The sequence below is a fragment of the Corallibacter sp. genome, from assembly GCF_048381695.1.
GTDB classification, from domain to species: domain Bacteria; phylum Bacteroidota; class Bacteroidia; order Flavobacteriales; family Flavobacteriaceae; genus Corallibacter; species Corallibacter vietnamensis.
Genome location: NZ_JBLXHI010000014.1, coordinates 1 through 21,094, shown reverse-complemented (window position 1 = coordinate 21,094; position 21,094 = coordinate 1). Strand labels below are relative to the sequence as shown.

The 21,094-nt window shown below is 31.5% G+C and carries 23 protein-coding genes; 12 read left to right on the top strand and 11 right to left on the bottom strand.

The genetic code is table 11. The annotated features are described in order from the left end of the window. The gene (locus tag ACN5J3_RS13450) at positions 1-816 is read left to right on the top strand and encodes a DUF4249 family protein (RefSeq protein WP_418512073.1); all 816 of its coding nucleotides are present in this window, start codon (positions 1-3) and stop codon (positions 814-816) included. Between the two features lie 189 nt (positions 817-1,005). Here the strand turns inward: ACN5J3_RS13450 and ACN5J3_RS13445 are convergent, their stop codons facing one another. From ACN5J3_RS13445 to ACN5J3_RS13410, 8 genes are all read right to left on the bottom strand, one after another. After that, positions 1,006-1,455: a hypothetical protein gene (locus tag ACN5J3_RS13445; protein ID WP_334469444.1), complete on the bottom strand. Its 450-nt coding sequence runs from the start codon at positions 1,453-1,455 to the stop codon at positions 1,006-1,008. A 66-nt stretch (positions 1,456-1,521) separates the two neighbouring features. Then, positions 1,522-1,974 carry an Hsp20/alpha crystallin family protein gene (locus ACN5J3_RS13440; RefSeq protein ID WP_215924955.1) on the bottom strand — a complete coding sequence of 151 codons (453 nt, stop codon included), beginning with the start codon at positions 1,972-1,974 and terminating at the stop codon, positions 1,522-1,524. A 98-nt stretch (positions 1,975-2,072) separates the two neighbouring features. After that, positions 2,073-3,446 (bottom strand): MBL fold metallo-hydrolase, encoded by a 1,374-nt coding sequence (locus tag ACN5J3_RS13435; RefSeq protein ID WP_344712651.1) that lies wholly within the window; start codon positions 3,444-3,446, stop codon positions 2,073-2,075. 12 nt (positions 3,447-3,458) lie between these two features. Beyond that, on the bottom strand, positions 3,459-4,298 hold the full coding sequence (locus ACN5J3_RS13430) for an ATP cone domain-containing protein (protein WP_215924957.1): 840 nt from the start codon (positions 4,296-4,298) through the stop codon (positions 3,459-3,461). Positions 4,299-4,610: 312 nt separating this feature from the next. Then, positions 4,611-4,997 (bottom strand): hypothetical protein, encoded by a 387-nt coding sequence (locus tag ACN5J3_RS13425; protein ID WP_334469438.1) that lies wholly within the window; start codon positions 4,995-4,997, stop codon positions 4,611-4,613. A 12-nt stretch (positions 4,998-5,009) separates the two neighbouring features. Further along, positions 5,010-5,849: a universal stress protein gene (locus ACN5J3_RS13420; protein ID WP_334469436.1), complete on the bottom strand. Its 840-nt coding sequence runs from the start codon at positions 5,847-5,849 to the stop codon at positions 5,010-5,012. An 89-nt stretch (positions 5,850-5,938) separates the two neighbouring features. Further along, a complete protein-coding gene (locus ACN5J3_RS13415) occupies positions 5,939-6,991 on the bottom strand; it encodes a response regulator (protein WP_334469434.1) in 1,053 nt (350 codons plus the stop codon). Further along, a complete protein-coding gene (locus tag ACN5J3_RS13410) occupies positions 6,988-8,493 on the bottom strand; it encodes a PAS domain-containing sensor histidine kinase (RefSeq protein WP_418512072.1) in 1,506 nt (501 codons plus the stop codon). The genes ACN5J3_RS13415 and ACN5J3_RS13410 overlap by 4 nt, the downstream gene beginning before the upstream one ends. Before the next feature lie 106 nt (positions 8,494-8,599). Between ACN5J3_RS13410 and ACN5J3_RS13405 the strand changes: the two genes are divergently transcribed. The 10 genes from ACN5J3_RS13405 (at position 8,600) to ACN5J3_RS13360 (ending at position 17,688) form a co-directional block, all read left to right on the top strand. Next, positions 8,600-9,010, top strand: a complete 411-nt coding sequence (locus tag ACN5J3_RS13405; RefSeq protein WP_344712659.1) for a hypothetical protein — start codon at positions 8,600-8,602, stop codon at positions 9,008-9,010. 67 nt (positions 9,011-9,077) lie between these two features. Then, positions 9,078-10,160, top strand: a complete 1,083-nt coding sequence (locus ACN5J3_RS13400) for an efflux RND transporter periplasmic adaptor subunit (protein WP_418512071.1) — start codon at positions 9,078-9,080, stop codon at positions 10,158-10,160. Beyond that, a complete protein-coding gene (locus ACN5J3_RS13395; RefSeq protein WP_344712663.1) occupies positions 10,157-11,419 on the top strand; it encodes an ABC transporter permease in 1,263 nt (420 codons plus the stop codon). The genes ACN5J3_RS13400 and ACN5J3_RS13395 overlap by 4 nt, the downstream gene beginning before the upstream one ends. 1 nt (position 11,420) lies before the next feature. After that, the gene (locus tag ACN5J3_RS13390; protein ID WP_334469424.1) at positions 11,421-12,095 is read left to right on the top strand and encodes an ABC transporter ATP-binding protein; all 675 of its coding nucleotides are present in this window, start codon (positions 11,421-11,423) and stop codon (positions 12,093-12,095) included. An 82-nt stretch (positions 12,096-12,177) separates the two neighbouring features. Then, on the top strand, positions 12,178-12,390 hold the full coding sequence (locus tag ACN5J3_RS13385; protein WP_215924966.1) for a hypothetical protein: 213 nt from the start codon (positions 12,178-12,180) through the stop codon (positions 12,388-12,390). After that, positions 12,390-13,274, top strand: coding sequence for a DnaJ C-terminal domain-containing protein (locus ACN5J3_RS13380; protein ID WP_215924967.1), 885 nt, complete (start codon positions 12,390-12,392; stop codon positions 13,272-13,274). The genes ACN5J3_RS13385 and ACN5J3_RS13380 overlap by 1 nt, the downstream gene beginning before the upstream one ends. Before the next feature lies 1 nt (position 13,275). After that, a complete protein-coding gene (locus ACN5J3_RS13375; RefSeq protein WP_344712666.1) occupies positions 13,276-13,572 on the top strand; it encodes a chaperone modulator CbpM in 297 nt (98 codons plus the stop codon). 9 nt (positions 13,573-13,581) lie between these two features. After that, positions 13,582-14,505, top strand: coding sequence for a mechanosensitive ion channel family protein (locus ACN5J3_RS13370; RefSeq protein WP_418512070.1), 924 nt, complete (start codon positions 13,582-13,584; stop codon positions 14,503-14,505). A gap of 118 nt (positions 14,506-14,623) precedes the next feature. Continuing rightward, the gene (locus ACN5J3_RS13365) at positions 14,624-16,591 is read left to right on the top strand and encodes a heavy metal translocating P-type ATPase (RefSeq protein ID WP_418512069.1); all 1,968 of its coding nucleotides are present in this window, start codon (positions 14,624-14,626) and stop codon (positions 16,589-16,591) included. 212 nt (positions 16,592-16,803) lie between these two features. Beyond that, positions 16,804-17,688 carry an RsiV family protein gene (locus ACN5J3_RS13360; RefSeq protein WP_418512068.1) on the top strand — a complete coding sequence of 295 codons (885 nt, stop codon included), beginning with the start codon at positions 16,804-16,806 and terminating at the stop codon, positions 17,686-17,688. 77 nt (positions 17,689-17,765) lie between these two features. Here the strand turns inward: ACN5J3_RS13360 and ACN5J3_RS13355 are convergent, their stop codons facing one another. Genes ACN5J3_RS13355 through ACN5J3_RS13345 form a run of 3 tightly spaced genes read right to left on the bottom strand, consistent with a single transcriptional unit; the run spans position 17,766 to position 20,334 of the window. Beyond that, positions 17,766-18,755, bottom strand: coding sequence for an MlaD family protein (locus tag ACN5J3_RS13355; protein WP_334469410.1), 990 nt, complete (start codon positions 18,753-18,755; stop codon positions 17,766-17,768). Between the two features lie 38 nt (positions 18,756-18,793). After that, positions 18,794-19,555, bottom strand: a complete 762-nt coding sequence (locus ACN5J3_RS13350; protein WP_215924973.1) for an ABC transporter ATP-binding protein — start codon at positions 19,553-19,555, stop codon at positions 18,794-18,796. Then, a complete protein-coding gene (locus ACN5J3_RS13345) occupies positions 19,552-20,334 on the bottom strand; it encodes an MlaE family ABC transporter permease (protein ID WP_215924974.1) in 783 nt (260 codons plus the stop codon). Before ACN5J3_RS13345 ends, ACN5J3_RS13350 begins: the two co-directional genes overlap by 4 nt. 117 nt (positions 20,335-20,451) lie before the next feature. On the opposite strand from ACN5J3_RS13345, the gene ACN5J3_RS13340 reads away from it, so the two are divergent. Further along, positions 20,452-20,973, top strand: a complete 522-nt coding sequence (locus ACN5J3_RS13340) for a patatin-like phospholipase family protein (RefSeq protein WP_418512067.1) — start codon at positions 20,452-20,454, stop codon at positions 20,971-20,973. Positions 20,974-21,094: the final 121 nt, after the last annotated feature.

Genomic DNA, 21,094 nt, shown 5'->3' with positions numbered 1-21,094 from the left:
ATGAAAAAAACAATATATATACTCTTTATTTTCTCTTTGTACTTTAGTTGCGAAGATGTTATTGATGTTAATCTTAATAAAGCGGAACCAAGATTAGTTATTGAAGCTTCAATTAATTGGTTAAAGAATACACCAGGCAACGAACAAAGCATAAAACTATCACTTTCTGCACCATTTTTTGATGAATCCGTTCCTCCTGCCAATGGAGCTACAATTCAAATAACAGATAATAACAATAATACCTTTAATTTTATTGAAGAAGGCAATACCGGAATTTATAAAAACACTAATTTTATTCCTGTTATAGATGAAGACTATTATTTAACTATTACTTATAATGGAGAAGTTTATACAGCAACAGAAACCTTGAAATCTGTAGTTCCAATAGATTATGTAGAGCAAATTAACGACGGAGGTTTTTCAGGCGAAGATATTGAGATAAAAACTTATTTTACAGATCCTGCCAATATTGATAATTATTACTTCTTTGAATATACAAGTGATATACCAGTTATTCCAACATTAGACGTGTTAGATGACGAATTTATTGATGGTAATCAAATTTTTGCCTATTATACTGAAGAAGATTTAGAGTCTGGTGATGAAGTGATAATGCGTCATTTTGGGATTTCTGAACAGTATTATGAGTTTATGGTTATTCTTTTACAACAAGGAAGTGACCAAGGCGGAGGCCCATTTGAAACACAGCCCGCAACCGTTAGAGGTAATTGTATAAATACAACTAATGCAGACAATTATCCTTTTGGTTACTTTAGATTATCTGAAGTAGAAGAGTTGATTTATATTGTAGAATAGTTCAAATTATCTGCTCTATAAGATTGAACACAAAAGTTTACACCCTATCATTAAAGAGAACCACAACTGCTTAAACATGTTGTGGTTTCTGTTTTTTGTTGATTAAAGCTTATTATCTACACATTAAAAAATAAAAAAAACATAACCTTCGTTATGCTTTATTCTTAAGACAAAATGTTTTATCATATCTTATTTTCTATCTAGCAGGTGTCTAGACTTATCTTCTTTCTTAATAATTTTAATAATATTAAATAGCTGTGTCTTAAGTGACTTATATTCATTCAAGAATTCTGAAATAGCAATAATTAAATCACGATGTTCTTTAATATAAGCCTTTTCCTCTTCTAACTCATCAATTCCATCTACCATTATTTGTAACTTATTTTCATGAATTCTAACAGCCTCTATAAGCGTGTTGTTTTGCTTTTGAGATCGGTTAATGGCATCAATAATTTCTTTACTGCTAGAAAAATTACCTAAGGCAATTAACTGAGATGTAAATTGAGTTACTAAATCTTCAAAAAAGAGATGTTCATCTTTTATAAAGTTTAATTCTGATAACCATTCTTTTGAAGCTTTATGCATTTCTTCTGCATTAAGCCATTCTACGTAACGCAAATGTGTTTGTGTAGTGTTCATTTTGATTTTTTTTTTAAACAACGAAACAAAACGTGATTTTAAACCACGTTTTGTTTTTTTCTGTTGTTATAAGACTTCAATAACTTTTTTGGCTTGCCCTTTTGCTTCTTCTTTCTTTAAAAGATTAAGTTTTAGGATACCATTTTTGTACGTTGCTTTTACATCCTGATCTGTATTTACGGTTTTAGGTAAGCTTAAAGATCTCTTAAAAGAGTTGTAGTTAAACTCTTTACGAGTATAATCTTCTTTTTTCTCTTCTTTTTCTTCCTTTTTCTCACCACATACATTCAGTACATTATCATCTATGGTGACTTCAAAGTCTTTTTTAGTAAAGCCTGGTGCTGCAAATTCAATTTCAAAATCATTGTCGTGTTCTTTAACATTCATTGCTGGCATTAATCCATCTTCATCAAAAAAATCGTTATTGAAGAAATCATCATTGCTTAAAAAATTTTTTAAGCCTTCATTATTCCAAGATGGGAATAATCTGTTTCGGTTGTTAAATTTAATGAGTGACATAATTATAAATTTTATTATTAAACTTAAATTTTACAACTCTAAATTACTTATAATAAAGCGCTTATAAAATGACAAATGTCAGTTTTAGCCATTAACTTTTAAACCAACACTTTACTTACATCGGTAAGTTTAGGTATGGTGGCATTCCAATTGTATACAGCTTTTAATTTCACTCTAAAAGCGTCCAATGATGCTGGCTCTCCATGAATTAGATATACATGTTCTGGTACATTTTTAATATCACTAACCCAATCCAATAAATCTTTCTGATCTGCATGAGCCGATAAGCTTTCAATATTTTTTATCGTAGCTTTTACAGGATAGTATTTTCCAAAAAACCGAATTTCGTGGGCTCCTTCTTGTAGTTGTCTACCTCGAGTTCCTTCGGCCTGATAGCCAACTAATAAAACTGTTGTTGATGGCTCATCTATAAGTTGTTGTAAATAGGTTAAAACGCGTCCGCCTGTAACCATACCACTTCCTGCAATTATGATTTTAGAGCGTTTATCGTCAATGGTTTCCCAAGTTTCTTTGTATGATTGAATAATATTAACATGATTACACATGGCAGTATAATCTTCAGAAGATAGTTTATGCCATTTAGGAAAACGTTTAAAAACATCTAACACATTATTTCCCATAGGACTATCTACAAAAATTGGAATGTTAGGAATTCTGTTTTTTTGATATAATTTCCACAGAATAAACATTAATGTTTGTAAGCGTTCTACGGCAAAACTTGGTATTATAAGATTCCCTTTTTTATGAATTGTTTCTAAAATGATTTCGGTTAGTACATCTTCAATATTTTCTACAGGATGTAGTTTGTTACCATAAGTACTTTCAATAAACAACACATCTGCCCATTCTGGTTTTTTAGGATCGCTTAATAAATAATCATTTTTTCTTCCTATATCTCCAGAAAACACAAATCGCTTTTTGTTAATATCTAATTCTATAAACGTTGCTCCAATAATATGTCCATTATACTGAAAACGGAAAGCGATATGTTCTGATAATTGCACCCATTTATCTTCAAGTTCTACCTCAAATTGTTTTATGGTATTTTCGGCATCCTTAATAGTATAAAAAGGCAAGGCAGGGTTATGTTTAGTATATTTTTCCTTATTTGCTTTATTCGCTTCTTCCTCGTGTATTTTAGCACTATCTTTTAATATAATTTCTGCAATTGCCAAAGTTGGTGCTGTACCTTTAATCTTTCCTTTAAAACCTTGTTTTAACAAACGTGGAAGATAGCCAACATGGTCTAAGTGTCCATGAGTTAACAGCACTACATCAATAGAACTTACATCTATAGGAAGATCTTCCCAATTAAGTTCTCGTAGCGCTTTTAAACCTTGAAACATACCACAATCTATAAGGATATTTTTTTCTGAAGTTTCAATTAAAAATTTTGAACCCGTTACAACTCCTGCTGCACCTAAAAAATTGATTTTTACAAATTTTTCCATTTTAATATTTGATTAGCCACATAAATGTGAAATTTCATCTAGAATTTTCTTTTTTCGCGTTTCAGAAACACCAAGATGATCTAAATAAAACTTATCGTTTATTAATTCTCTACAGAGTACAACAGACCGACTTAAAAGAAACTGCTTTTCGCGTTGCGAAAGCAATGTGGATACGGTTATTGGATATAAGCCTAAACGGTCAATTCGGTCTTTTAAACCATCATTTAGAGGGTAATCCCAACTCAATAAATACAATCCACAACAATTACCATATTCTAGTGCATCTTTTGTAAACCTCGTATTTGTAACGACCCAACCTTGTGTAAGCGGGTCTTCCTTTTTCCTTAGCTTTTGCCAATTATCTTTAATATCTCGGTATCTTGAATTGATATATAAAGGAATTTTAACGTTACAATTAAGACCTTGATCACCGTGAAATTTACACTCAATAATGGTGACTTCAGAATTTTTGCGCGCTATCACATCGACCTCATGTGACACACATTTACCTTGTAAAATTTTACCAATTTCGGTCTTATAGCCAGAATATTTTAAAATAGCACTTACAAAGCGCTCAAAAGGAAAACCTGTTGGCCCTAATTCGTAAATCGCCTTCTTTAGTTTATATTTTGAAGCGAAATAGCTTTTGTTTTTTTTAAGTAAGGCAAATGCTCTGTTGTATATCTCTTTGGTTGAAATGCCTTGATAGAGTTCATCACGAACTTTATCCAATACCTGATTAACAATATGTTCTTCTGCACCAGATCGCTTTAATGATGCTCGTAATTTTTCTAATGAAAATTTTACTTTTTCACCTGAGGATTTGATAATATCTATGTCTGAAATATTCATATTGATGTTTTAAAAACTGTCTAAACAAAATTTGTTTTAACCGCTTTACTTCCTAGCCACAAACAATTATATACTTCGCTAGAGATTAAATTTTAAAGCTCATAAAAATTGGTTAAAATAACTGTGTTTAGATTTCATTTATAAAGTTAAAGTGTTAACAATCTATAAACTATGATATATATCAGATAGATTTATATAAAAAAACATCTAACTAAAATAGCTAGATGTCTTTCTGATTAATAGCAAAAATCATTTTTAAATATGTATAAACATCAAATAAAAAGAATAGGTTTCTCTTTCTAATTTTTAAACTTATACAAGTACAATTCCATAGACCTCATTCAGTAAAAAAATACCAATTAAAAACAATAACGTATAAATTACTTGAACCATTTTAACATTTATGATTACCAGCCATTTAACTGTTTTCTTAGGAAACATAAATAAAGCTAATCCTAAAAACAAAGAGGTCCAACCAATGAGTGTAATAATTAAGGTGTAATTCGGCTCCCAAATGTTATGAAATATTACATTTAGTAACCCAATGATAATTGCCATAAAAGAAAAAATGATTAGAAATTTTTCATCTTTTAAATCATTAAATATTTGTTTAATACGCTTAGGGTTAAGACTTAATATTAAAAAGAAAATGATAAGATACCATCCCCAAAATTTTGCTAAAAAAACTGAACTGTCCATAATTAAAGTGATTTATTCGTGCAATACCAAAAACGGTATATCTGTATGATATGTTATTTTTTCAACTCTAGTATGAAATAGAATATTTTGAAAATAATTTAGATTCTTAGCTACCATAACAATCATATCTACTGCTCTACTTTCTACAAAGCACTGTATAGCATCTTCGACTTTTTTATTAGTAAGAAAATGGAAACTTGGATTAAATTCTTCAAAATAATCATTAAGTAATTCTTTATTATTGAGTTGTTCTGGGTTTAATGATGCTGCTTTACCTTGAATATGTATAACTCTTAGATTACTCTCTAAATTTTTTAAAATATCTGTTAAAGGTTGTAGTATATTAATATCGTACGAGAGGTTAAAATCTGACGAAAATGCAATTTCCTTTAACGCTTTATATTTGGCGTATTCTGGAACAACTAAGGTGGTGCATTTTACTTTAGTAATAACATCTCCGGTGTTACTTCCTATGATATATTCCTTAAGTCCTGATGCGCCTTTTGTACCCATAACAATCATATCTATTTTCTTTTCTTCGACATGTTTTCTTATCGATTCTAAAAAGAAATAATTATCTATAAGCGTGTAAAAACGGTGTTTTGGATTTTCATCGTGATTTTCGCTTATTTCTTTGAGTAGTTGTCTTAATTTATCTCTTGAAGGCTTAGTATATATTTCTTCTATAACTTCTGCTGTTGGCATGTAACTGTCTTCGCCAGCAACTATAGCCTCTATTCTGTTAACATGAAGCAGGTAAAAATTACATTCCGAAGATTTAAAAAAATCTATAGCATACGAAATGGCATTGCGTGCGTTTTCAGAAAAATCCGTTGGTAATAAAATATTCATCACTTTAAATTTCTTAGTGTAAACAAATTTAAAGCGATGTACACTTTTATAATATGATATTGGTCATGTTAGATAAACACGAAAAAAGATTAGTGGATGTCTTGCAATTTCTGAAGGTCTAAAACCTTTATGTTTCTACCTTCCATTTCTATGAGTCCTTGCTTTTTAAAATGAGACATGGTTCTTATCAAGGTCTCTGTGGCAATACCGGCAACACTTGCCAAATCGTTACGGGAAATTTTAATAGGATCTTCTGGTTTTGAATTTATCTTTTCTGCAAACCTTAAGATGGTTAAAGCCGTTTTTCTTTGTACAGAACTGTAAGCCATTTGTAATAATTGGTCTTTAACACCTGTAATGTCATCGGTTAATAACTGAATAACTTCTAAAGTTAGCTTGTGGTTTTTATCCAATACCTCTTTTAACTGGGCTTTAGAAACACCTACCATTTCTACATCTTTCAAAGCTATTGCTGTTTCTCTATAAGGAATATTATCTGTGAATGACGTATAACCAAAAAGATCGTCTTCTTTATAAAGTGCTGTAGTAAGCTCCTTTCCTTTTTCATCAAATTTATAACACCTTACAATACCTTTAGTCACTAAATAAATATAATTAGAATTATGTCCTTCTTTGTAAATGATATCATTTTTGCTGTAGTTAAAAATCTTCCCATTATCATCAAAGAAGTTTTTTAAATCATTTAAGGTTCTTAATTCATCTTCATTGGTATCACTAGTGTTATTAGCAGATTCTCGTTCATCCTTCAATATAGCAGCTTTAGCAATCCTACTCTCTATAGCACTTAAAATTTCATCTTCAGAAAAAGGTTTTGTAATATAATCATCGGCACCTAAATTCATGCCTTTTCTTACATCACCACGTTCGGTCTTAGCAGATAAAAATATAAATGGTATAAACTTGGTGTTATCATGTTTTGATAGGCCTTCTAATACACCATATCCATCGAGAATAGGCATCATTATATCACATATTATAATATCTGGGGTTTGATTTCTTGCGACTTCTAGGCCTATTTGCCCGTTGGCAGCTGTAATTACCTCATAGTTAGAAAGCTCTAATAATTCTGCTGTATTTTCTCTTAATACGGTATCGTCTTCTATTAATAATACTGTTTTCATTCTTGTGCTTTATTGGGAAGTTTTATGGTAAACGTTGAGCCTTTGTGTTCTTCGCTTTCAAATGCGATACTACCATTTAAGTTTTCTAAATGGTCTTTTACAATATTTAATCCAATACCTGTGCCTTGCATGAGTAATGCATTTTCTGCTCTAAAGTAGCGATTGAATATGTTTTTTTGATCTTTCTCAGGAATACCAATACCATTATCCGTTACTTTAAAAATGGTAGTCGTTTCATTTTGAGAAATATTAATATCAATAATAGTATTTTCAGAGGAATACTTAATAGCGTTATAAATTAAATTAGATAGAGATAGTTCTAAAATTTTTTCATCCTGATATAAAGAAATATCATCTATATTCTCTGGATAGTTAATTTTCTGACCATCTTTTAATAACATATTGGCATTATAAATGACCTCGTTTAAGACTTTACTCAATTTAAACGTGGTAAATTTATAATTAACTTTACCTTTTTCTAGTTTTTCTACAGAAAGAAAATCGTTTAAAATGGTATTGAGATATTGAACTTTATCTGTAATAGTATTAATGTGTTTTTCTCGTTTTTCTTGCTGCTCAGTTAATTTATATTTTTTCAATAACATCGTAGAAGTTAAAATACCACTTAAAGGTGTTTTAAATTCATGTGATACCATGGATAAAAATTTTGTTTTTAATTCATTTAATTCTTTTTCTGCAGCTAAAGCCATTTTAAGTTCTTCTGTACGTACGGCAACTGTTTTTTCTAAATTTTTAGTATAATTTTTTTGTTCAGTTATATCCAAAATAATAGCCAAAAACACATCTTTATCTCCTAATTTTGAACGCTGCAAATGTACATTTACAGGGTATGTACTTCCTGACTTTCGTTTATGAACCGTTTCAAATTCAATCTTTTCGACTTTGGTATTATTAAGTAAATCTAATTTTTCTCTAAATTCCGATTCTTTAAATTTTGGTTTTATATCAAGAGGTGTCATATTGGTTAGTTCGTCTAAACTATAACCAATGTTTTTCTGTGCCCCATAATTAACGTTTATAAATTTTAAGTCTTGAGTGCTAAATACATAAATTTCATTTAGTGATTCCTGGAAAATACTTGCCAAATGGTTTCGTTCTTGCTCCATGTACTTACGCTCACTAATATCTATCACCAAAGCCATAACATAGTCTTTTCCGTATATGGTAAACGGGTTTAGTCCTGCTTCTACAGGAAAAACACTTCCATCTTTTCGAGCGCCAAAAAGATCGCGTCCATGCCCCATTTGCCTGCGCTCTTTATGCTTCATAAAACCATTAAAATGAGCTCCATGACCAGCATGATAATTTTGAGGGATTAAAACGTTTAAGGGCTGTTTTATGAGTTCCCCTTTAGCATAACCAAACATTTGGTTTGCAGAATCATTAGTTTCAACTATATTTTGATGTTCATCAACCACTATAACCCCCTCGGAAACAGCGTCTAAAAGCACTCTAGATATATCTTGATTTTGTTGAAACATATACTTCAAATATTAGGTTGATAAAGCATCTAAAGATAACTGATTTATATCATTCTTTAAAACGAATACTAGCTCTAAATTTGATTTATTCTAAAAACCTTAAAACATGGCAACTAAAAAGAAAATGACATTAGCATTTTATCAAAACCTCGGTAAACTGTTTTATGCCATTGCAGCATCAGATGGCAATGTAAGACCTATAGAATTTGATAAATTAAAGAACCTTGTAAAAACACAATGGTTAGATATTGATGAGCTTGAAGATACTTTTGGTACAGATGCCGCTTACCAAATAGAAATTGTTTTTGACTGGTTAAATGAAAAAGAAGAACTCAACGCAGAAGCTTGTTTCAAAGACTTTATCGCTTACAAAAAGGGCCAAAATCATCTTTTTACTCCAGACATTAGACGTTTAACGTTAAAAACAGCATCTACTATTGCTTATGCCTTTTCTGGCATAAACAAGTCAGAATTAGCACTGTTAGCAAAACTAGATATAGAATTAAAAATACCTTAAAACGGCGCCATTACTGCGACCAATAAAATGAACATAGCACATAACAAGCTATACTAGCCTATTAGACATGAAAGTATATTTTTTTATCAGTGTTCTATTACTCTCGTTATCTTGTTCAGAAAAACAAGATAAAACCTTACCTGCCGAACAATCATTGTCCGAATCTGTTTATGCTTCCGCTACAATTCAACCAGATAGTCTCTATAATGTGTACGCTGTGGTTTCTGGAATTTTAGATGACGTTTTAGTAAAAGAAGGAGACGTAGTAACTAAAGGTTCTCCCTTATTTCAAATCATAAATAGTACACCTAAACTAAATAGTGAAAATGCGAGGTTTGCCTTAGAACTCGCCAAAGAAAACTACAATGGTAGTGCCGCTATTTTGAGTAGTATAAACGATGAAATTGAGGCAGCTAAGCTTAAATTTAAAAATGATTCTGTGAATTATTTTAGACAAAAAAAGCTATGGGAACAGCATATAGGTTCTAAGCTGCAATACGACACTAAAAAGCTTAGTTATGAACTAGCTGCAAACCAACTAAAGCTTCTAAAAAACAAATACGACAGAACTAAAAACGAACTACAAACAGCAGTAAACCAAGCTCAAAACAACTTTAATACAGCAGCCATTGCTACAAATGACTTTATGGTTACCAGTAAAATAAACGGCAAAGTTTACGCGCTACTAAAAGAACCTGGTGAAATTGTAACAAGCATGGAACCATTAGCTGCAATTGGAAGTGCTAATCGTTTTGTAATTAATCTGTTGGTAGATGAAGTAGATATTGTTAGAATAAACAAATCTCAAGACGTATTACTTGTTTTAGAAGCTTATGCAAATACCGTTTTTAAAGCTCAAATTTCTAAAATTTACCCCAAAAAAGATGAACGAAATCAAACTTTTACGGTTGAAGCTATATTTATAAATCCGCCAGAAGTTTTGTATCCTGGTCTTTCTGGTGAAGCTAATATTATCATTGCTAAAAAAGAAAACGTATTAACCATTCCTAAAGCTTATTTAATAGATCATAACAAAGTAAAAACAGACGAAGGTATCGTAACTGTAAAAACAGGTGTGCAAAATATGGATGCTATAGAAATACTTTCAGGCCTCACTAAAGACACCTATATCTACAAACCAACAGAATGACCAATTGGAGTATTATATTAAGTATTGCAAAAACGCATTTGCTCACAAAACTGAAACAAACATCTATTGCTGCATTAGGTGTTACTTTTGGTATTGGCTCTTATATTACTTTAGTCTGTTTTATGACAGGTTTAAATACCATGTTAGACGATTTAATCCTAAATCAAACACCACATATTCATATTTACAACGAAATTGAACCAACCGAAAACCAACCCATTTCATTATATGATGATTTTAAAAATAGTTTTAACGTTGTTCATTCCATCAAACCCAAATTAAGTCAGAAAAAAATACATAACGCCTTACCTATTATCAATTATTTAGAAAACGATGATAAGGTGTTAGGTGCGCTTCCACAGGTAAAAGCACAAATTTTCTATATCGCAGGCTCGATTGAACTTAGTGGAAATCTCACAGGCATTAACCCAATAGAAGAAGCCAAGTATTTTAATATAGGTGATTATATTGTAGAAGGTTCTGCTGAAGCCTTGCAAAACACTGATAATGGGATTTTATTGGGTATTGGCATTGCAAAAAAAATGGCCTTAAAAGTGGGTGATCGTATTCAGGTAAGTCCAATAAACGGAGGCATATTCCATTTAAAGATTGTAGGATTTTATCAAAGTGGTGTTGCCGATTTAGATGCTATTCAAAGTTTTACTTCTATTAAAACAGTACAACGCATTTTAGGAGAAGCTAATAACTATATCACAGACATTAATGTAAAACTAAATGACATAGAAACAGCGATACCATTAGCAAAAAAAATAGAACAACAATTTCAGCTTAAAGCTATTGATATAAAAACGGCAAATGCACAGTTTGAAACCGGAACCACGATTAGAAATTTAATTACATACGCGGTATCTATAACGCTTTTAATCGTTGCTGGATTTGGTATCTACAACATTTTAAATATGCTTATTTATGAAAAGATGAATGACATTGCTATTCTTAAAGCTATAGGGTTTTCAGGGAAGGATGTTCAATTTATATTTATGAGTCAAGCCATGATCATTGGTTTTGTTGGAGGTGTTTTGGGTTTAATTATTGGTTTTGGATTAACGAGTCTTATCGATACAATTCCCTTTAAAACTGAAGCCTTACCAACGGTAGAAACATATCCTATAAATAAAGATCCGTTGTACTTTATCATTGGGTTTTCGTTTGCAATGGTTTCCACTTTTCTTGCTGGCTATTTGCCATCTAAGAAAGCCAAAAAAATAGATCCAGTAAAAATTATAAGAGGACAGTAATATGAGTATTGTTTTAGAAGCTAAACATATCAATAAATATTTTAAAAAACCTGTGAAGTTTCACGTGTTAAAGGATATTAGTTTTCAAATTAAAAAAGGGGAATTTGCATCCATCATGGGGAAATCGGGCTGTGGAAAATCGACATTACTTTACATTTTATCTACCATGGATACCGATTATGAAGGCGAACTGTATCTCAAAAACAAACTTATAACAGGTCAAGATAGTACGCATTTATCCTATTTACGTAACAAGCATATTGGTTTTGTCTTTCAGTTTCATTATTTACTTTCAGAATTTTCAGTATTAGAAAACGTAATGTTGCCAGCCAAGAAATTAGCAGAAAAATCGCTTCAAGAAATTGAGCACAATGCCATGCAAAAGCTTAAAATCTTAAATATTGAGCATTTAGCTCATAAAAAAGCTTCTCGCGTTTCTGGTGGCGAAAAACAACGTGTAGCTATTGCACGTGCACTTATAAACGATCCTTCTATAATTATGGGAGATGAACCTACAGGAAACTTAGACAGTCATAATGCCGAAAATGTGTTTAATATTTTTAAACAATTGAGTGTTGAGCAAGGTTTATCACTTTTAATAGTAACTCATGATGAAGATTTTGCAAATAAAACCGATAGAATTATTCAAATGGGAGATGGAAAAATACTCCCTTAGCTTCACCTCTTATTTATGATATAAATCATTTGTAATAAGCGTATTTGTAACTAACTTTATAATCAAGTTTTAATCAAATGCTATGAAAACAATTCAAGACATAGAAAACCAAATCATCACTTTAACAACAAGCATAGAAGTGAATTACCCTGAATTATATGCTACGTTAGATGAAAATCCGATGACTATTCCTACCAAAATTCATCCCGATATGACTATAAAGATTATGGAAGATTATCTCGAAAGTTTAAAACAAATATTAAAACAATACAGTAAAACTCATAATAAACAGTAATGGCATTTATAGATTATTATAAAATACTTGGTATTTCAAAGAGTGCCACAGAAAACGATATTAAAAAAGCTTATCGTAAGTTGGCACGTAAATACCATCCAGACCTCAATCCAAATGATAAGGACGCTGAGCAAAAATTTAAGGAGATTAACGAAGCTAACGAAGTATTAAGCAATGCTGAGAATCGTAAAAAATACGATGAATATGGAGAACATTGGCAACATGCTGAAGAATACGAAAAAGCAAAACAGCAAGAGCAGTATCAACGAAGCTCACAAAGCACTCAAGGAGGTTATTCTGAAGAAGATTTCTCAGATTTTTTTGGTAACATGTTTGGTGGTAGAGCTTCTGGAAGCGGCGGAAGACAAGTAAAATTTAGAGGTCAAGATTTTAATGCGCAACTACAACTAGACCTAAAAGATGTTTACACCACACACAAACGCACATTAACCGTAAATAACAAAAACATACGAATTACCATTCCTGCTGGTGTAGAAAATGGACAAGTCATTAAAATAAAAGGACATGGCGGAAAAGGAATGAATGGTGGTCCAAATGGCGATTTGTATATTGAGTTTTCAGTGGTTAATAATTCCCCATTTAGAAGGGATGGAAACAACCTATACATTGCTGTAGATTTAGACTTATACAAAGCCCTTTTAGGTGGCGAAATTATGGTGAATACCTTTGATGGTAAAGTAAAACTTAAGGTAAAACCAGAAACCCAAAACGGCACTAAAGTAAAGTTAAAAGGCAAAGGGTTTCCTAAATACAAAAAAGAAGGTCAATATGGAGATTTGTATGTTACTTACAACTTAAAGTTACCTGAAAATCTTTCAGCAAAAGAAAAAGAACTTTTTACAGAACTCTCAAAATTGCGATAATATGGACACAACACAACTTATATCAATACAACAGTTTTGCACGCATTACAATGTGCCTATAAAGTTTATTAATGCTTTACAAGAATACGAATTAATAGAAATCACTATTACCAACAATCAAGATTATTTACAGACAAATCAGCTTAATGCTATTGAAAAAATGATGCGAATGCATTATGATTTAGACATTAATTTTGAAGGGATTGATGCCATTTATAATTTACTAAAACAAGTAGAACAACTACAAGAAGAAGTACGTGTTTTAAAAAACAAATTGAGCGTTTATGAAGGTTTTTAATCCTCTACTATGACGTCTATAGAATACATAAAAGAATGGTTAAACGCCAATCCATTTAGTTGGAATGTGATTAGGTTCATTGCCATTTTAATAGTTATTTTATTGGCCATTCAGCTGATAAGACGTTATTTAAAAAAGCGTATTTCTAATACTGCAATTCGCTATAAATCCCAAAAAGGCATAGAAATTTTAGGCTATGTGTTGTTAATCTTTTTAGCCATTACTTATTTTTCTGGATCTATAAAAGATTTTACAATCATCATAGGCTTATTTACAGCGGGTTTGGCATTTACATTACAAGAATTAATTTTAAGTATAGCGGGTTCTATTTATATCTTTTTAGTAAAAGTTTATAAACCGGGAGATCGAATTGAAATCAATGGTATTAAAGGAGATGTTATTGATGTAGATAGCATTTATACCACCATGATGGAGATAGGCCAATGGGTAGAAAGTGACAATTATAGTGGACGAATTGTAAAACTGAGTAATGCCTTCGTTTTTAAAGGACCAATCTATAACTATTCGCAAGATTTTCCTTTTATCTGGGATCAATTCAACTTGCCAATTCGTTATGGTTCTGATATGGAACTTGCCAAAACTATTGTGTTGAAAATTGCTTCAGAAACCCTTTCAGAATACACTAAAGCATCTAAATCCCAATGGGAAGCGGTAGTAAATAAATATTATATTGAAGATGCCGAAGTTGGACCAACACTCGCTATTAGACTTACTGATAATTGGGTAGAGTTTAATTTAAGATATATTGTAGATTACAAAAAAAGACGATTGACAAGACACCTTCTTCACGATAATATTCGTAAAGCTTTTGAAACAACCAACGGCAAGGTAGTATTAGCATCAACGACCATAGAACTTATTAAAATTCCTGAACAAAAGGTACAATCAGAAGAAGCTAAAAATACACAATAGCATATAACGGTCATTTCGATTTATAGGCTAATACACTTCTAACAGTTTGATCTTTACATAGGCGCACAATATAAATTAGTACTTTTAATAATTTTGAATTAAGATCATTTCATTCTCAATGGCAAATAAAGAACAAGAAGCACACTCTCATCATCAAATTTTAGGTAAAAAGACAGAGCTCTATTTTGCCTTTTTGTGTGGAATTTTTCTAAGCATAGGTTTTTTAATTGAAAAATTAACAGGTTTAGCAGATTGGATGTCTTTATTAAGCTACATAATTTCCTACTTTTTTGGAGGTTTTTTTATCTCTATTGAAGCATCTAAAAAAATTCCTAAAGGCGAATTTGATATTGATTTTTTAATGATTGCTGCAGCTGTTGGTGCGGCCTATATTGGTAGTTGGGCAGAAGGCGCCTTGCTTTTGTTTCTATTTAGCTTGGGCCACGCTTTAGAGCATTACGCCATGAATAAAGCTAAAAAATCAATTGAAGCTTTAGGCCATCTTTCTCCCAAAACAGCACTGGTTAAAAAAAACGGGCAACTTAAAGAAGTAGCAATAGAAGCTTTAAAAATTAATGATGTTATTGTAGTAAAACCTAATACTAAAATTGCTGCTGATGGTGTTATTATAAATGGTAGTACAAGCATTAATCAGGCACCAATAACAGGAGAAAGCATACCTGTAGACAAAACCTTTATTAAAAACACTACAAATTTACCAGAGTTTAAAGATATTGACAAAACTCATGTCGTCTTTGCAGGCACCATTAATGGAGATAGCAGCATTGAGATTTTAGTACTCAAACTAACAAAAGACTCCACAGTATCACGATTGGTAAAAATGGTAAGCGAAGTGGAAGCTCAAAAATCACCAACCCAGAGGCTCACCAAAAAATTCGAAAAATGGTATGTACCCATTGTTATTATCGTTGTATTTCTATTGTGTTTTGCATTCTTGGTTATAGACGAAAGTTTTGATACTAGTTTATATAGAGCTATAACAGTATTAGTTGCTGCTAGCCCTTGCGCCTTGGCAATTTCTACACCAAGTGCTGTTTTAAGTGGTATTGCAAGAGCAGCACAAAAAGGAGTACTTATTAAAGGTGGAAAAGCCTTAGAAGATTTAGGCGAAATCACAACAATAGCTTTTGATAAAACCGGTACACTCACAGAAGGAAAACCTAAACTTACAAATCTAATTCCGTTAAAGAATATTGATGAAAAGACCTTGGCTAAGCTGGTGTTTGAAATCGAAAGTTTAAGTAATCATCCACTAGCAAAAGCCATAGCAAATGATTTAAAGCTAAAATACACTATTGATTTCGATAATAAAGCCTCAAATATTAACGCCATTCAAGGAAAAGGTATTCAAGCAAATTATGAGAGCAAAAAAGCATTCATCGGAAATGTAAAACTGATGGAAGACTCAGACATAAAAGTGAATGATTCTATCCACTCTAAAATGGATCAACTTTTACAAAATGGACACACCGTAATGCTAGTGGCTTTTAATAATGAAATTGTTGGACTAATTAGTGTTATGGATTTACCTCGAAAAACGGCTACCTCTACTCTATTACGTTTAAAAGAAATTGGCATTAAACACATGATTATGCTCACAGGCGACCATCAAAATGTTGGAGATGCCATTGCCAAACAAATTGGACTTACGGAAGCCAAAGGGAACTTACTACCAGAAGATAAAGTTTCAGCTATAAAGCAATTAATCAAACGCGACAAAAAAATAGCCATGGTTGGAGATGGTGTTAATGACGCTCCTGCAATGGCATTGAGCACCGTTAGTATTGCCATGGGAGCCGCAGGAAGTGATGTTGCTTTAGAAACAGCCGATGTCGCTTTAATGTCAGATAAAATTGAAAATTTACCTTTTGTTATTGGTTTGAGTAGAGCGTCTAAACGTATTATAAAACAGAACATTTTTATAAGTCTTGGTGTTGTAATGCTGCTGGTTCCAGTAACCATTTTAGGGTTAACAAATATAGGTGTAGCTGTTGCTTTTCATGAAGGCTCAACCATTGTAGTGGTTTTAAATGCTTTACGACTGCTTCGCTACAAAGTGAATTAATTGCTATTTTATTAAAATTACAATTGACCTTTAAACAAAGAAAGAGATCAACTCATTTGATTTTTAGTAGAACTGACCAATATCATAGTCTAAGGCAAACATTCTGAATAAATTAGCTTCAACACAAAAATCCAGATAAATTTCCCTGTTGGTTTCTAAATAAAAACAGATGAGATTACAGGTAAATTAAAATGCAACCAATTTGTAAAACCATGAATGTAAAACATTTATATATAGTATTATTATTTCTAATCTTTTTAACTTGTAAAAATGAAAAGCGAGAAGAAAGCAACATTGATCATAATCTTATAGAAGATACAAATCCAATAGTGAAGGATACTATAAAAATAAAGGACTTAGATATTGAATCTTTAAATAAATCTATTACTATTGAATTAAAGCAAAAACAATTCATTGAAAAAAAAGACGAAAGTGAAGAGCTAGAAGAATTGATTATTGATAAAAAATATCTCGTCGATAAAAAAGATTACACCATCAATTTTAAATACCCATTGCTCAACGAATCTTATAAACCCACGAACAGTAATTTCAATGAATTTATTAATGATTATTACATTAATATCACCCAAACAGAATCGGATATCTTAGAGAATAAATTATTATGCGATAGTATTACAGCAAAAACTTTTAGGGAAGAACGCTTTATAGATTACAAAATTTATAATGTAAATGACCAACTTGTAAGCGTATTGTTTTACAAAGAGAATTTTTATAACGGAGCAATGCATCCTAGCTTTTCTTTTGATTGTTTTAATTTTGACTTAAACAGAGGGACTTTTATGACTTATGAAGACTTTTTTAATCAAGGGTCAGAAGAAGAATTAGTAAGTATTATAAATGAAAGTATAAACAGTCAAATTGGTAAAGGAGAAATGTATTACGACTGTTGGGAAGTTTCTTCGGATGATTTTTTTACGAGTAAAAACAACTTTGTACTCAATGATACATATATAGAATTTTATTTTGATGATTGTGTCATATGCCCATCCTATACTGGTACGTATTCCATAGAACTTCCTTTAACAGATTTGCTATCGGTTTTAAAAAAATACGAGTCTAATCCGTTAGTCTTTTAATTTATACGTTATAGAATTACGCTCTACTAAAAACGGTATTGGGAAGCCAAAACAATTATAGCTATTATAACATACAATCATTCTTTCGTTTTAACTTCTTTTTTCTCTTGTCGTTCTAATTTTCTAAAATAACCACGAGTTAAAAAGTTGTGTTTTAAGGCTTCCATATTTTGATTGAATTTATCAGTGCCTTCGTTTATATTTTTAAGCGTAGATTTTAAGCTATTAACCAACGAGGTATCCTTTACCATATAATTATAAGCTCCATTACTAGAATTAAAATCACTTACAACGGCATTGGCATTGTTTAACAGCGTCTCAATTTCTGCACTTGATATCTCAAGATTAGTTACAACTGTTTTCAATTTTCCAGCTGAAATAGAATCATTCAACAACATTCCTAAAATGGTATTATCTTCTGTTTTTACCGAAGAAACAATACTATTTAACTCTGCAATAGTATGAGAAGCACCACGACTTGCTATTTTTAAATTATGAATAGATTGTTTTAAATCTTGTGCCATAACGGTATCATTGATAAGCACACCTATGGTGCCTTTTCCTGTTGTAATTCTGTTTGTAATTTTCAATAAATCTGAAGTCAGTATAGCTGCATTTTCAGAGCTTGTGTTAAGAGTATTTAAAATATCATCCGTTCCAATTCTACTGTAAGATACTATAATGTCTTCATTTTCTATAATTTCTGACGCTCCTTTTCCTGGAACGATATTCACAATCATATTTCCAACTAATCCGTCTGATCCAATAGTAGCAATCGCATTTTTTTTAATATGCGAAAGAATCTTTTCCTCGATAGACATTTCTACTTTTATTGTAGAATCATTAATCATTACAATATTTTTTACCGTCCCAATATCAATACCAGAATAGCGTACATTATTTCCTTTTTGAAGACCGTTGACATTCTGAAAATAAGAACTCAATGTAAAGGTCTTTTTAAACATATCTTGACGTTGCCCAATTAAATACACACCTGCTATAAAAAGAATGGTACCTATGAGGACAAAAGATCCCAATCGTAGTTTTTGTGAGTTTGTTTTTTTCATTGTATATAATTTGTGTCTTCCTTTAAATGAAAGGCATATTAATGTTTAAAAAAAGCTTTAATTTTTGGGTCTTCAGACGTTGATAAAGCTGTATATGTACCAACAGCATAATCAATACCATCAATAAGCAACAACATACGATCTGAAATAACGCGAGCACAATCTACATCATGCGTTATAATAAGTGACGAGGTGTTATATTTTTTCTGAACGTCTTGCATAAGAATGATAATTTCTTTTGCAGTAATAGGATCTAATCCACTAGTAGGTTCATCATAAAGAATGATTTTGGGTTGAAGAATTAAAGTTCTCGCTAAAGCCACACGACGTTTCATACCACCAGATAATTCCGAAGGCATTAAATCTATAGCATGAGCTAAACCAACGTTGGTTAAAGCTTCCAAAACAAGTGCTTCGGTATTTGAATCTTTGTGCTTTTTTTTAGAATGACGTCTTAGAGGAAATTCTAAATTTTCACGAACAGTCATAGAATCATACAGCGCACTACCTTGAAACAAAAATCCAATATCAGCTCTTAAAATATCTAAAGCCTCTTGAGTTAACGTCGTAATATCTTTACCCATAACTGAAATTAAACCACTATCGGCTTGCATTAAACCCACCAAACATTTTATCATTACAGATTTTCCTGAACCAGACTTTCCCATAATGACTAAGTTTTCACCTTTATAAAGTTTCATATTAAAGCCATTTAGCACATGGTTATCTCCAAAGCTTTTGTATAGGTCCTTAATTTGAAGCACAATGTCTGGATGTGATATATTTCTATCTCCTTTCATAAATCATAAAAAATATCTGTTACAAAAACGGCAATAAAATCAATGACAAATAACAATAATGAACTGACCACAACTGCAGAATTGGCCGCTTTACCAACACCTTCAGTACCTTTGGCGCAATAATAGCCTTTATAGCATCCCACAATTCCGATGGCTAAACCAAAAAAGAAAGACTTAATTGTAGCAGGAATAATGTCTCCAAATTCAATAGAATCAAAAACTTGATTAAAATAAAGTGTAAACGACACGTTGCCTTTAAGGTTTTCAACTAAAAAAGACCCAAACAGCGCAATAGCATCTCCAATGATTACTAATAATGGAAGCATCAAAGTAACCGCCAATACTCGCGTAACAACAAGGTATTTAAACGGGTTTGTCCCCGAAACCTCCATAGCATCTATCTGTTCTGTAACACGCATAGACCCCAATTCTGCACCAATACTAGAGCCTATTCTACCTGCACAAACTAAAGCGGTTATAATTGGCCCAATTTCTCTAACTATAGAAATACTAACCATAGATGGCATCCAAGATACAGCGCCAAATTCCATTAATGTAGGACGCGTCTGTAAATCCAATACCAAACCAATAATAAAACAAGTTATACCAACTAATAGCAATGAACGATTGCCCATGTTATAACATTGCCGTAACAACTCTTTTATTTCAAAAGGTCGCTTAAATACTTCTTTAAAAAAACGTCCCGTAAAATACGATATATCACCTAGCTCAATTAAGAACACCTGCAATCGATCTTTAATTTTAGAAATACCAGACATTTTTTATTTAATAGTATATAACCAAATGTATTGTAATAGTGGATTTTACGAAATGATATAAATCATTTTATAAACAAGGTATTCCTCTTAACTTTAACAATCAATACACCATAGATTATGAATATTGGCTTAGTATTATCAGGAGGTGGTATGAGAGGAGCTGCACATATTGGTGTTATTAAGGCTTTAGAGGAACACGGCATCTTTCCAACCCATATTTCTGGTGCAAGTATAGGTGCCATTGTTGGAGCCTTATATGCTTATGGATATGATTGGAAGATCATTTTAAAATTCTTTAAAACCTTTCAGTTGTTGGATATTAAAAAATATGCCCTTGGCAAACCTGGTTTTATAGATGCTGAAAAATTTTATCCTCAATTTAATAGTCTTTTAAAAGACGATAATTTTAATGCCCTTAAAAAACCTCTGACCATTACTGCTACAGATATTTTAAAAGGCAATCTTAAAACATTTAGTGAAGGAGAACTCATTAAGCCCGTTTTAGCATCGGCAGCTTTTCCTGGTGTTTTTGCACCTGTAAAAATTGGTAATTCTTTTTATATAGACGGAGGTGTACTTAATAATTTTCCTATTAGTGCATTACAATCAAAATGCGATATAATTATGGGTCATTGCTAAAAGTTGTGTGTGATGATTAAAAAAAGATTCTGATTTTTGTAAAAAAAAAAAAAGACTTTTGGACAATTATCTAGAACTACTGAAACTTATTCTTCCTGAATTTTTAATAGATCATTTTGAT